General features: G+C 71.7%; 12 protein-coding genes and 2 pseudogenes. 8 read left to right on the top strand and 6 right to left on the bottom strand.

From position 1 onward, the window contains the following. The first annotated feature begins 213 nt into the window (after positions 1 to 213). Both sigK and ACFWTE_RS28095 read left to right on the top strand, forming a co-directional pair. Positions 214 to 828, top strand: coding sequence for an ECF RNA polymerase sigma factor SigK (sigK, locus tag ACFWTE_RS28100; protein WP_378782932.1), 615 nt, complete (start codon positions 214 to 216; stop codon positions 826 to 828). Beyond that, positions 825 to 1,565: an anti-sigma factor domain-containing protein gene (locus ACFWTE_RS28095; protein WP_378782931.1), complete on the top strand. Its 741-nt coding sequence runs from the start codon at positions 825 to 827 to the stop codon at positions 1,563 to 1,565. The genes sigK and ACFWTE_RS28095 overlap by 4 nt, the downstream gene beginning before the upstream one ends. A gap of 97 nt (positions 1,566 to 1,662) precedes the next feature. On the opposite strand, the gene ACFWTE_RS28090 is transcribed toward ACFWTE_RS28095, so the two are convergent. Next, positions 1,663 to 2,955 (bottom strand): MFS transporter, encoded by a 1,293-nt coding sequence (locus ACFWTE_RS28090; RefSeq protein WP_378782930.1) that lies wholly within the window; start codon positions 2,953 to 2,955, stop codon positions 1,663 to 1,665. 226 nt (positions 2,956 to 3,181) lie between these two features. Further along, entirely contained in the window at positions 3,182 to 4,498 is a 1,317-nt protein-coding gene (locus ACFWTE_RS28085) for a CynX/NimT family MFS transporter (RefSeq protein ID WP_378782929.1), read from the bottom strand. A 190-nt stretch (positions 4,499 to 4,688) separates the two neighbouring features. Between ACFWTE_RS28085 and ACFWTE_RS28080 the strand changes: the two are divergent. The 4 genes and pseudogenes from ACFWTE_RS28080 to ACFWTE_RS28065 all read left to right on the top strand — a co-directional run. Further along, positions 4,689 to 4,829: pseudogene (locus tag ACFWTE_RS28080) on the top strand (Lrp/AsnC family transcriptional regulator); the annotation flags it as partial. Positions 4,830 to 4,832: 3 nt separating this feature from the next. Then, positions 4,833 to 5,171 (top strand): Lrp/AsnC family transcriptional regulator, encoded by a 339-nt coding sequence (locus ACFWTE_RS28075; RefSeq protein WP_378782933.1) that lies wholly within the window; start codon positions 4,833 to 4,835, stop codon positions 5,169 to 5,171. 84 nt (positions 5,172 to 5,255) lie between these two features. Continuing rightward, positions 5,256 to 6,140 carry an amidohydrolase family protein gene (locus ACFWTE_RS28070; protein WP_378782928.1) on the top strand — a complete coding sequence of 295 codons (885 nt, stop codon included), beginning with the start codon at positions 5,256 to 5,258 and terminating at the stop codon, positions 6,138 to 6,140. A 46-nt stretch (positions 6,141 to 6,186) separates the two neighbouring features. After that, positions 6,187 to 7,758: a long-chain-fatty-acid--CoA ligase gene (locus tag ACFWTE_RS28065; RefSeq protein WP_378782927.1), complete on the top strand. Its 1,572-nt coding sequence runs from the start codon at positions 6,187 to 6,189 to the stop codon at positions 7,756 to 7,758. A gap of 89 nt (positions 7,759 to 7,847) precedes the next feature. Here the strand turns inward: ACFWTE_RS28065 and ACFWTE_RS28060 are convergent, their stop codons facing one another. The 4 genes and pseudogenes from ACFWTE_RS28060 to ACFWTE_RS28045 all read right to left on the bottom strand — a co-directional run. After that, complete coding sequence (locus tag ACFWTE_RS28060) at positions 7,848 to 8,636, bottom strand: VOC family protein (RefSeq protein ID WP_378782926.1); 789 nt, start codon at positions 8,634 to 8,636, stop codon at positions 7,848 to 7,850. Between the two features lie 105 nt (positions 8,637 to 8,741). Then, positions 8,742 to 9,536, bottom strand: coding sequence for a VOC family protein (locus tag ACFWTE_RS28055; RefSeq protein WP_378782925.1), 795 nt, complete (start codon positions 9,534 to 9,536; stop codon positions 8,742 to 8,744). Between the two features lie 383 nt (positions 9,537 to 9,919). Then, positions 9,920 to 11,164: an MFS transporter gene (locus tag ACFWTE_RS28050; RefSeq protein WP_378782924.1), complete on the bottom strand. Its 1,245-nt coding sequence runs from the start codon at positions 11,162 to 11,164 to the stop codon at positions 9,920 to 9,922. Positions 11,165 to 11,238: 74 nt separating this feature from the next. Then, positions 11,239 to 11,544 (bottom strand): annotated as a pseudogene (locus ACFWTE_RS28045) (GNAT family N-acetyltransferase); the annotation flags it as partial. 368 nt (positions 11,545 to 11,912) lie between these two features. Between ACFWTE_RS28045 and ACFWTE_RS28040 the strand changes: the two are divergent. After that, positions 11,913 to 12,164 (top strand): type II toxin-antitoxin system Phd/YefM family antitoxin, encoded by a 252-nt coding sequence (locus tag ACFWTE_RS28040; protein ID WP_028649230.1) that lies wholly within the window; start codon positions 11,913 to 11,915, stop codon positions 12,162 to 12,164. After that, entirely contained in the window at positions 12,161 to 12,421 is a 261-nt protein-coding gene (locus ACFWTE_RS28035; protein WP_378782923.1) for a Txe/YoeB family addiction module toxin, read from the top strand. The genes ACFWTE_RS28040 and ACFWTE_RS28035 overlap by 4 nt, the downstream gene beginning before the upstream one ends. The last annotated feature ends 118 nt before the right edge of the window (positions 12,422 to 12,539 follow it).

Genomic DNA, 12,539 nt, shown 5'->3' with positions numbered 1-12,539 from the left:
ACGACTACTCCGCCGTGGTCTGCGGAAACGCCCAGACCTCGAACGCGACCTTCTACATCGTCGACACGGTGCTCAGGCCCTCCTCGGCTCCCACCACAGCGCCCCGGGCGGCCCGCGCGTTGACGCCGGGCCGCCCGGGGCCCGTTCTTCCCACGGCCTCCGGAACCGGAGCCGAAGGAGCACGACCGCGCACCGACCAGGAACGAGGAGCGGATGAACGAGGAAGCCACGGCACCCCGTGGCCCCCGCCGCGTGGAGGGGGCGGGGGTCTTCGGACCGTCCGACCAGGGGCTCACGCGGCTGCTCCGCGATGTGGCCCGCGGTGACGAGGGCGCTTTCGGCGAGGTGTACGACCTGGTGAGCCCGGCCGTCTACGGTCTGGTGCGCAGGGTTCTGCGGGACCCGGCCCAGTCCGAGGAGGTCGCGCAGGAGGTCATGGTGGAGGTCTGGCGCACCGCCTGCCGCTACGACGAGCGGCGGGGCAGCCCGCGCGCGTGGGTGATGACGATCGCGCACCGCAGAGCCGTGGACCGGGTGCGGTCCGAACAGGCGGCCACGGACAGGGAGGCCCGCGCGGCTGCGGCCGACACGCACCGCCCCTACGACGAGGTGGCCGAGGAGGCCACCACCCGCCTGGAACGGGAACGTGTGCGCCGCTGCCTGGACACGCTGACCGAGCTCCAGAGCCAGTCCGTGCGCCTGGCCTACTACGGCGGGTACACCTATCGTGAGGTCGCCCGTCTGCTGTCCACGCCGTTGGGCACCGTGAAGACGCGGATGCGCGACGGGCTGATCCGCCTGCGCGACTGCCTGGGGGTGGAGTGGTGAGCAGGAGACTGGGCCAGGACCAGCACATGCTCTCGGGCGCCTACGCCCTGGGGGCGCTGTCGCCGAGCGAGAGCCTGCGGTTCGAGGACCACCTGGCCGACTGCGACGCGTGCGTGCAGGAGGTGCGCGGGTTCGTCGAGACGACGGCGCTGCTGGGTTCGGCCGCCGCGCTCACGCCTCCGGCGGAGCTGCGCCGGCTCGTGCTGGAGGAGGTGGCGAGGACACGCCAGCTCGCACCGCCGCCGAAACCCCTCCCCGAGCCGCGCCCCAAGCGGTGGGGCTGGGGGACCGGCCTGGTGCTGGCCGCGTGCCTGGTGCTCGTGGTGGCCCTGGGAGCGGTGGCCGTGGACCAGGTGCGCGAGGTGGAGCAACTGCGTGCGAACGAGCGGCAGATCGCGGCCGTGCTCTCCGACCCCGGCGCCGACCACACCACCGCCGAGCCCATGGAGGGTGTGTCCGTGACCGTCGTCCACTCGGAGTCCAGCGGGCAGCTGGTGTTCAGCGCGCACGGCCTGGAACGGTTGGAGGACGAGGACTACCAGCTCTGGCTGACCCGCCCCGACGGCACCGTCTCCTCGGCCGGGGTCCTGTCGGTCGACGAGTCCGGGTTCGTGCTCCCGGTGCTGGCGACCCCGGAGGACGAGGCGACCGACGGCGTGGCCGTCACCGTCGAGCCGGCGGGCGGCTCCGAGCAGCCCACCTCCGACCCGCTGATGGCGATGCCCTTCGAGGGCTGACCGTCGGACGCACCGGCAGGCCGGGCAGCGGCCTGCCGGGCCCGTGCCGGAACGACGGGCGGGGGGCCGGTGTTCGGACGGCCCCTGCCCGCCGGGGTCAGGTCTCGGACAGCTCCTCGGGGCGGGGCAGGTTCCGCATCACCCGCGAGAGGGTGACCAGGGCCGCGAGCGCCGATACGCCCGCCATCGTCAGGAACACCCAGGTCGGCCCCGCCAGGTCGAAGATCATCCCGATCCCGAGGATGCCCACCGGCTGGGAGACCAGCGCCATGAACATGACAGCCCCCAGCACCCGGCCCTGGCACCCGTCGGTGACCGCCGCGACCACGTAGCCGTAGAACAGGACGTTCACGCACGGCACGATGGCGAACACGAGACCCAGCACCATCCCGAGCGCCATGACGTTCGGCGCGACCGCCAGCACGAGAGCGCACAGCGGAGCGGACCAGGCGGCGGCGAGGAACGTCGAGGACGGCCGCGTCCGCTTGACGACCGTACCGGCGACGAGTGCTCCGACCAGCCCTCCGGCCCCGGCCAGGGAGACCGTGAGGCCGATCTGGACGTGGGTGGCGCCCCGCTCCTGGGCGGTCGCGATGAGCGCGAGGAACGCCCCCGGCTGTGTGAAGCCCAGGTTGAACCCGACGATCCACAGGACCATCGGCCGCAGGACCGGGTGCCCGGCCAGCAGGGCGAACCCGCTCAGCGCGCCGCGCAGGGTCCAGCGTTCGCGCACCGGGGGGCGGTCGGCCTGCATCGGGCGGCGGATGAACAGCACCAGCGCCGCCGACACCAGGTAGGCGAGGGCCTCCGTCACGAAGGGGAGGGCGCGGCCCAGGCCGAACAGCGAACCGGCGAGGGGCGCTCCGAGCGCCGTGGTGGTGGAGAACCGGATCTGGTTCTGGGCGGCGGCGTCGGACACCTGCGAGGCCGGGACCAACTGCTTGACGCAGGCCATGGCGACCGGGGTCGAGACGCCCATCATCGCCGACGAGCCGACCGCGACCACCGCGATGACGGGGAACGTGACGTTTCCGGTGAGCAGCAGGGCCGCGAACAGCGCGAGCAGAGCCAGGCGTCCGACATCGCAGACCAACAGGACGGCCCTGCGGTCGGCCCGGTCGGCGAGGGCTCCCCCTGCGACGGCGGCGAGCATGGCTGTGGCGACCTGTGCCGACCCGATGACCCCCGCCTGCGTGGCCGAGCCCGCGAGGAAGAGGACGAGGAGCGGGTAGGCGATCTCCCCGCTCTCCTTGCCGAGCCCGGCGAAGAACCGGCTGGTCCAGAGTGTCTGGAAGTCGCGGTTCCGGATGAGGGGGCGGAGTCCGCCCGCGCCGCCCGCCGGAGGGACCCGGCCGGGGAGCGAGGGTGCGCGGTCCCGGTCCCCGGTCATCGCGATCGACGGCCCCGCTCGCAGGCCGGTGGGGGCGGCCTGTCGAGGGGTGCGATTGCCATGCGGTCATTATGCGCCCATCGCCCTTGTCAGCGATGTTTTTTCTGCCCCGAACGCGCCTGGTTCCGACCAGGGCTCGTCGGGCCCTCCGCGGTGGTGCAGCGTCCTCTTCCCCAAGCCCACGGTGCGGAGGGCCGTACACGGGAGGCCGGTTGCGCGGCGGCCCTCAGCCGGGGCGGCGACCGGCCGCCGCGGCCTCGATGGTCCACGGCGTGCGCTCGACATAGGCCACGACGACCGCGACCGCCAGGGATCCCCCGGCGACCAGCGCGTACGAGGCGGTCCAGTCACCGGTCACCTCGCTGAGCAGGCCGAACAGCAGCGGGCCGCCCAGGGCCATCCCGCTGCCCGCGCCCTGCACGAACCCGGACAGGGCCGCCGACCCCTGCGCGGTGGTGCTGCGCGCGTTGATCATCGTCATGGTCACCACGAACAGGCTGGTGCCCAGGCCCAGGCAGACCACCCACAGCGGTGCCAGCTGAGGCGCCAGGGCGACCCCCAGGTATCCGACCGCGTACCCGGCGAGGCCGAGGGCCACGATCGGGAAGGTGTTCACGGCGCGCAGGGTGAGGGTCGGCGCGACCAGACCGAACAGCAGGCTGGAGCCCACCATGAGGGACACCATGGTCCCGGCCATGGCCGGGGTGTGCCCGGAGTCGGCGAGCAGCGCGGGCAGCCAGGTGAACAGGGTGAAGACGTTCCAGGTGACCATGCCGAACAGCAGCGCCATCCGCCAGGCCATGCCGACCCGCCAGATCGGGCGGGCCAGGCCCGCACCGGCCCCGCCGTCCGGGCTCGCGGCGCCGGTCCGAACAGCCACGGCGGCCGGCCCGGCCGCGGCCCCGACCACGGAGGCGGGGGTGGCCGGAGAGTCCCGGAGCGCGCGCCGCCCCTGGAGCAACCACAGCAGGGCGGCGGCCAGGGCGATCACCGACCAGGCCCCCAGTGCGAAGCGCCAGCCCGCCGCCTGGGCGAGGGGGACGGCGACCAGCGGCGGGAACAGGGCGCCAGTGTGGATCGCGACCATCTGGACCGTGCTCAGGGCCGCCAGACGATCGGGGAAGTACTGCTTGATCAGCGGCGGGAGCACGACGTTGCCCAGCGCCGCTCCGGTCAGGGCGATGCCGGTGAGGACCAGCAGGGTTCCGGTGTCGGGGGCGAAGGCGCGCACGATCTGTCCGGCGCCGGTCAGCAGCATGCTCAGCGCGGCGGTGGCCTCCGGGCCCAGCTTGCGCATGATCGCGGGCGTGACCAGACCGAACACAGCGAAGGCGATCAGGGGCAGGGTGCCGAAGACACCGACAACGACGGCGGTGAATCCGAACTCCTCCCCCACCGTGGCCAGCAGGGGGGACAGCGAGGTGACCACCAGGCGCAGGTTGAGTGCCGCGCAGATGATCGCGATGAGGGCCAGGGTGCGGCCCCGGGTCTGCGGACGCGCCGACGGTCGGTCGGCCGCGGTCGCGACGGAGGAAGGTCTCATGGTGCGGACGTCCCTTGTGTTCTGCGGTGGCGCTTCTTCGCGCCAGAGCTGGGCCGAACGGCGGGGCGACGGTGCCTGCTCCGGAGGGATCTCCTCCTCGGCGAGCCAAATACGACCTTTTCCCTTAAATGTTAATCATAAACCGGGTGTATACACAACATTCCGTACTTAATACGGCTACAATGCACGCATGCCTGATCTTGACGAACTTGATACGGCGATTCTGGCCGAACTCCAGTCAGACGCACGAAAAACCAACCGGGATGTGGCCGCCGCGGTCGGCGCATCGCCCACGACGACCCTGGATCGGACCCGCGCGCTGCGGGAAAAGGGTGTGATTCGCGGCTCAATCCTGGACGTGGACCTGGAGAGGATCGGCCGACCGGTACAGGCGCTCATCACCGTGAGCGTCGTGAAGCCCTCGCGCCACAACATCGAGGCCTTCCGGGACTGGGTCCGCGCCCTGCCCGACACCCTCTCCGTGTTCGTGACCTCGGGCAGCGAGGACTTCCTGGTCCACGTCGCGCTGCCGGACAACAACAGCCTGTACGCGTTCGTCATCGACAAGCTGACCGAGCGGCCCGAGGTCGCGGACGTGCGCGCGTCGATCGTCTACGAGCACCTGCGCAACGACCGCATCGCACCGACCACGGCACCCGCCCGCCGGCGCTGACCCGCCCGCCGGCCCCGGCCACGACCCGACTCTCCACCAGGGCCCGCACGAACAGCAGGGGGACCGCCACGTATCGTGTCCGGTGTGACACGAGTCTCATCTCACTCCGCACCCGAGTCCGCCGCCGCCCGCGCGATCTGGCAGGGCCTGGGCCTCCCGGGGCTCATCGACGTCCACACGCACTTCATGCCCGCCAACGTGCTGCGCAAGGTGCGGAACCACTTCGACGCCCTCGGCGATCTGTGGCCCCTCGCCTACCGGGGGGACGAGGACGAATGCCTCGCCCTGCTCCGGGGATTCGGCGTCCGGCACTTCACGGCGCTCTCGTACCCGCACCGGCCGGACATGGCCGTGTGGCTCAACGACTGGGCGGGAGACTTCGCGGACCGGACGCCGGACTGCCTGCGCAGCGCCACCTTCTACCCCGAGCCCGGTGCCCGCGACTACGTGCCCGCCGCCGTCGATGCGGGCGCCCGCGTGTTCAAGGCCCATCTCCAGGTCGGCGGCTACGACCCGCGCGACCCCCTGCTCACCGACGTCTGGGGCACCCTCGCCGACACCGGGACACCCGTGGTGGTCCACTGCGGTTCCGGCCCCGAGCCGGGCCGCTTCACCGGACCGGAGCCCTTCGCCGAGGTCCTGGGCGAGCACCCCCTGCTGACCGCCGTCATCGCACACGCCGGGGCCCCGGAGTACACAGCGTTCCTGGACCTCGCCGAGCGGTACGACCGCGTCCACCTCGACACCACGATGGTGTTCACCGACTTCGCCGAGGCCCGCGCGCCGTTCCCCGCCGACGCCCTGCCCCGCCTGGTGGACCTGTACGACCGAGTCCTGCTGGGCACCGACTTCCCGAACATCCCCTACTACTACCCCGAGCAGCTCCACGCCCTGGCCGACCTCGGCCTGGGCCCGGACTGGCTCCGGGCCGTCCTCCACGGCAACGCGGCCCGGCTGTTCGACCTGTGAGAGACCGGAGCTCGGAGCACCGCCGCAGACACAGAGAGAAGGCACCATGGAACTCGCCCTGACCCCCCTGGAGTTCGCCCGTCGGACACGAAGACTGCACCCGGACCGCGAGGCGGTGGTCGACCGGGACCTCCGGCTGACCTACGAGGAGTTCTTCGACCGGTGCGACCGCTGGTCGTCGGTCCTCCAGAGCATGGGGGTGGCCAAGGGCGACCGGGTCGCCTACATCTCCCCCAACACCCATGCGCAGCTGGAGTCCTTCTACTCGGTGCCGCAGCTCGGAGCGGTCCTGGTGCCGGTGAACTTCCGTCTGTCCGCCGACGACTTCGTCTACATCGCCAACCACTCCGGGGCGAAGGTCCTGTGCGTGCACGCCGACCAGCTCGACGCCGTCGACGGCGTCCGCGACCAGCTGCCGGGCGTGGAGAGGTTCGTCGCCCTGGAGGGGGCACGGCCCGGCTGGGAGGACTACGAGGCCCTGGTCGCGGAGGCCTCCCCGGAGTTCGACCGCCCGGTGATCGAGGAGACCGACCTCCTGACCGTCAACTACACGAGCGGGACCACCGCGCGCCCCAAGGGCGTGATGATCACCCACCGCAACGCGTACATGAACTCGGTGGGCACCCTGCTGCACCTGCGGATGGACATCGGCGACCGCTACCTGTGGACGCTGCCGATGTTCCACGCGAACGGGTGGACCTACACGTGGACGGTGACGGCCGCGGCCGCCACCCACGTGTGCCTGCCCGCGATGGACCCGGCCACCGTGTACGACCTGATCCGCGACGAGGGCGTCACCTGGCTGTGCGCCGCGCCCACCGTACTCATCCTGCTGTCCAACGCACCGGAGCAGGTACGCGGCACGGTGCCCTCCGGCGTGCACGTGGTCACCGCCGGGGCGTCCCCGGCCGCCGACACGATCGAACGCCTGGAGGACGGTCTCGGCTGGACCGTCACCCACGTCTACGGGCTGACGGAGACCACGCCCTTCATCAGCGTGTGCGAGCCCCGCGGCGAGCACGGCGGACTGTCCGTGCGCGCACGGGCCGCCGTCAAGGCCCGCCAGGGGGTCGAGCTGATCACCTCCGGGGAACTGCGGGTGGTGGACGGGGCCGGGCGGGAGGTCCCCTGGGACGGCACGACCGTCGGGGAGATCACCGTGCGCGGAAACGTGGTCATGAAGGGGTACTACAACGACCCCGAGGCCACCGAGGCGGCGATGGGCGACGGCTGGTTCCACACCGGGGACGCCGCGGTCACCCACCCGGACGGGTACGTGGAGATCCAGGACCGAATCAAGGACGTCATCATCTCCGGGGGCGAGAACATCTCGTCCGTCGAGGTGGAGGGGGTCCTGTTGCGGCATCCGGCGGTACTGGAGGTCGCGATCGTCGGGGTCCCTCACGAGCGCTGGGGCGAGACGCCGAGGGCGTCCGTGGTGCTGCGCGAGGGGGCGACGGCCACGGAGGAGGAGCTGATCGCCTTCGCCCGCGACAACCTGGCGCACTTCAAGGCGCCCACACTGGTGGAGTTCCTGGAACGGCTCCCGAAGACCGCCACCGGCAAGATCCAGAAGTTCGTCCTGCGTGACGGCGCCTCCGCCGTGTCACGGCAGTAGTCGGCGGGCGGGCCGGAGCCCTCGCCGGGCGACCACCGGCCCGCCCGACTCGCCCGGCGTCCGCAGGCCGCGCCCCAGTACCCCAGGCGTCACCTCGGCGGGCCGAGGAGCATGAACCCGGCGCCGAAGGGATCGGCGCAGTTCGCGGTCCTCCCCACCCCCGGCGTGTCCTCCGGCTCCGTGTACACCTGCCCGCCCGCTCTCCTGGCCCGGTCCGCGGCGGCGTCGCAGTCGTCCACCCGGAACACCGGGATCCAGAGCGCGGTGCCCTCCGCGTCGGACAGCCGGGCCGGATCGACCGGCATGATCCCGCCGTGGGCGCCCTCCTTTCCTGTGCCCTCCGGACCGACCAGCGTGTACTTGTCCGCCCCGTCCAGGGCGAACGGGCGGAAGGCCCATCCGAAGAGCCCGCCGTAGAAGGAGCGCGCCCCTGCTCCGTCGGGTGTCCACAGGTCGAGCCAGCACAGGGAGCCCGGGCGGTCGACGACGTCGAACCCGGTGAAGGCCCCCTCCCGCCAGACCGCGAAGTGCCCTCCCTGCGGGTCCAGGAAGTGGGCCATCCACCCGAGGCCCATGACGTCCAGGGGCTCGACGAGCACGGTGCCGCCGAGCCCGCGTACGGCGTCCGCGGCGGCCCCCGCGTCCGGGGCGGCGAAGTAGACGGTCCACGCGGGCTGCTCGCCCTCCTCCATGAGCGGGCCGAGCCCGCCGACGTTGTCGCCGTCAAGCCTCGCGAAGCGGTAACCGCCCGTGTTCGGCCCCGCCGAGGTGTCGGTCCACCCGAACATCCCCCGGTAGAACTCGGCAGCGGCACCGACGTCCGGTGTGGCCAGCTCCACCCAGCAGGGCGCACCCGGTGTGAAGTCGCTGGTGATCATGGCAGCCCCCTCCGTGGTCCTTCCCTGCCGCGGTCCTCCCCTGGTCCCGGCCCCGCGCCACGGCCGTGCGGGGCCCGTACGGGCCGGTCTGCGATCGGTGCGGGTTCACATCGGCGAGGGGGTGAGCAGGACGAATCCGGAGCCGAACACGTCGGCGCACAGGGCGATCCGCCCCACCCCGGGCGTGCTCTCCGGCCCCATGTACACCTGCCCGCCGGCCGACCGAACCCTCTCCACGGCCGCGTCGCAGTTCTCGACCGCGAACACCGGGTGCCAGTCCGCGGCCCCGCGGGTGGCGGTGAGCCGGGCGGGGTCGACCGGCATGATCCCGCCGTGCGAACGCTCCTGCCCCTGCCCCGCGGGGGTGAGGATCGTGTACGTCCCGGCGTTGCCCGGCAGGGGGAAGTCGGTGAAGCCCCACTTGAAGAGTTCGCCGTAGAACTCCCGCGCCCCGTCGGCGTCGGGGGTCCACAACTCGACCCAGCACAGCGTCCCCGGCCGGTCGGCGGCCTCGAAGCCCTGGAACCTGGCGCCCTGCCAGCCCCCGAGGAATCCGCCCTGGGGGTCGAAAAACTGTGCGGAGCGGCCGTAGTCGAGGACGTCGAACGGTTCCACCACGACGGTTCCGCCCAGGCGTTCCACCGCGAGGACCGTGTCGTCGACGTCGGGGTCGGAGAAGAAGATCGCCCACGCCGGCCGCTCGCTCTCGCCCACCACCGGACCGAGCCCGGCCACGACGGTGTCGTCCAGAACCAGCAACCGGTACCCGGCGCTCTCGGGGCCGGGCGAGACGTCCTCCCATCCGAACAGCTCCCGGTAGAACGCGGCCGAGGCGGCGACGTCGGGCGACGACAGCTCGATCCAGCAGGGCGAACCGGGCAGGAAGTCGGTGGTGATCATCGGAAATCCCTTCTCCCTTGTACGCACACCACTTCCGAGTGTGACCCTGATGGCGGGCCCCCCGGGGATCGGGGCGGCAAAGTCTCCGACAACTCACCTTGGTCGGAAGGCGCCCGACACCCCTCGGCGGGAGAGCTGACCATGTACTTCGAGAAGATGCCGCTGCCGTCCGACCCCGACCAGGTGCTGCTGACCTGCACGGCGGAACCTGGGTCGCGCTCGCAGGAGCTCCTGCGCGGGCTGAGCGCCACCGGTCCGGCCGGTTGCCGGAGCCTGACTCCGCGACCGGGTGGCGGCCCGGACCCCGCCCACGCGGACGGGCCGCGAAGGCGGTCGGAGCCCGAAGGCATACGGGCGGGGGGCCGCGCGGACGGCCACCGCGCTCAGCCCCCCGCGCCCCACCCGGGACGCGCCGCCCGGTGGATCCAGACGACGGCCACCACGAGGAGCGCGGTCGCTCCGCCCAGCGCCATGACGGCGGAGGGAGAGGTCCGGTCCAGGACGAGGCCGCCGACGAGCGCACCCGCGGAGATCGTCGCCTGGAACGACGCGGTGAAGAGCACCGCCGCGCCCTCCGGAGAGCGCGGCGCCGACACCGCGAACCACGCCCGCGAGCAGATCGGCACCGCGCCGTAGGCGAACCCCCAGACGACCAGAAGCGCGAGGGCTCCGGCCGCCCCTCCGCCCAGGACCGGGAGGAGCAGGGTCGCCGCCGCGACCAGCGCTGCGGCACCGGCGAACGCGGCCCTCGGCCGCGCCGCGACCAGCGCTCCCCCGACGTGGTTGCCGACGAGTCCGGCGACTCCGTAGACCAGGAGGAAGACGGTGACCGTGTCCGCACCCACCCGTGGCACCTCCTCCAGGAAGGGGGTCACGTAGGTGTAGGTCCCGAAGTGGGCGAGCACGAGGAGGAACGTCAAAAGCAGGCCCACCCTGGTGTCGGTCCGCCGCAGCAGCGCGGCCAGCGTGCCCAGCCGGGTGGGAACGAGCGGGGGAAGGCGTGGCAGGAACACGGCCAGCGCGACGCACACACCCAACGCCAGGACCCCCATCACGGCGAAGGCCGCACGCCACCCGGCCGTCTGCCCCAGGAGGAGGCCCGCGGGCACACCGAGAACCGACCCCAGCGGAACAGCGGAGAAGACCACCGCGTTCGCCCTCGCCACGGCCTCTGCGGGAACCAGCCGGTCGGTGATCCCGACGCCGATCGACCAGAACCCGCCGATGGTGATCCCCACCATCACCCGGGAGGCCAGCAGGACCCAGTAGACCGTGGCCACCGCCGCCAGGAGGTTCGCGAGGGCCAGGAGCAGCAGCAGCGCGCACAACATCAGCCGCCGGTCGAACCGTGCGGTCGCCGCGGTCACGGTGGGGGCAGCCACCGCCGCCACGAACCCCGGCATGGCCATCATCAGGCCCGCCGTCCCGTCGGTGACCAGGAACGCCGACCCGATCGAGGTCAGCAGGCCGATCGGCAGGATCTCGGTGGTGACGATGAGGAGGATTCCCGCCGTCACCGAGAGTGTGGCGGGCCATCCCCCGGTGCGCGCACTGCCGCCCAGTGCCGGGTCAGCGGGCTGGGCGTTCGGCACGGTGGCGCTGGTGTGTGGGGTTTCTCGGGTGTTCACGCGGAACAGTCCACCAGTTCCTGCGGGGCCGGTTTCGGCGGTTTTCCGACGTCGACGTCAGGAGCCTGGCCGCGTCAGGCGGTCCCGGGCAGGGCGACGTGGACCCGGTGCGGACCGCCGTAGTGGTGCCCCTCCCCCACGGGCAGGAACCCCAGGCGGGCGGCGAGGCGGAGGCTGGGCGTGTTGTCGACGTGGACCAGTGCCCAGACCGAGTGCAGACCCAGGTCTTCCAGGCCGTGGCGGAGCAGGACGCGGGCCGCCTCGGTGGCCAGACCCCGCCCGCCGTGGGCGGCGGCCAGGTACCAGCCGATCTCGGGAAGCCCGCCCGGCAGCTCGGCCGAGGGCCGCAGGTGGGCCAGGCCGACGAGGCTCCCGTCGAGGAGGACCGCCCAGTGGCCGAGTTCGGCCGGCCCGTCATAGGCGAGGCGAGCCGGTTGTCGACCATCCGGCGGGCCAGGGCCGGGTCGGAGAGGTCGGCCCCCAGCAGGGCGCTCATCACCGGATCGGAGAACAGGTCCACCACGGCGTCGGCGTGCCGCTCCACGAGGGGTTCCAGAACGAGGCGGCCACCGGGCAGGCGTTCCTGCCTCTCACCCATGGGGCCCTCCCCGGGTCAGTGCTTGAAGTGGACGAACACGCGGCCAACGTACTTGTAGCGATTCACTTACCGACGAAGCACCGACCCCGCATGATACGTACAACTTCTTGTACAATCGAGCCGAGTTCACGTGCGACGAAGGGCTGAGACATGAAGACCATGACCTACTCCGAGTCCCGTGCCAACTACGCCGCCACACTCGACTCCGTGATCGACGACCGGGAGGAGGTCGTCATCACCAGAGCGGGACGGGAACCCGTGGTGATGATGGCGCTGTCGGAATACGAGACCCTCAGAGAGACGGCCTATCTCCTGCGCAGCCCGGAGAACGCCCGTCGCCTGGTGACCGCGATCGAGGAGCTGGAGTCGGGCCGGGGCATCGAGCGCGAGTTGAGCGAATGAGGCTCATCTGGGCGGAGAGTGCCTGGGAGGACTACGTCTGGTGGCAGAGCCAGGACCGGAAGATCCTCAAGCGCATCAACGCACTGATCCAGGACATCGCCCGTAACGGCAACGAGGGCATCGGAAAACCGGAGCCGCTGCGACACGGTTTCCAGGGCTACTGGTCGCGCCGCATCACCGATGAGCACCGGTTCGTGTACAAGCTGGTCGAAGACGAGATCCTCATCGCCGCCTGTAGGTACCACTACGGGAAGTGACCTCGACAACCATCGGTCCACCGCTAGTGTCCTGAGTCGTTAATTCGTCGGCAGTACGCTGCGAGGGATTCGAGGATCTCCTCGGCCGTCTTGTGCCATACGAACGGCCGGGGATCCT

Origin of the sequence: Nocardiopsis sp. NPDC058631 (assembly GCF_042716955.1) — a bacterium.
GTDB lineage: Bacteria > Actinomycetota > Actinomycetes > Streptosporangiales > Streptosporangiaceae > Nocardiopsis.
This window is presented reverse-complemented; position numbering and strand designations above follow the sequence as displayed.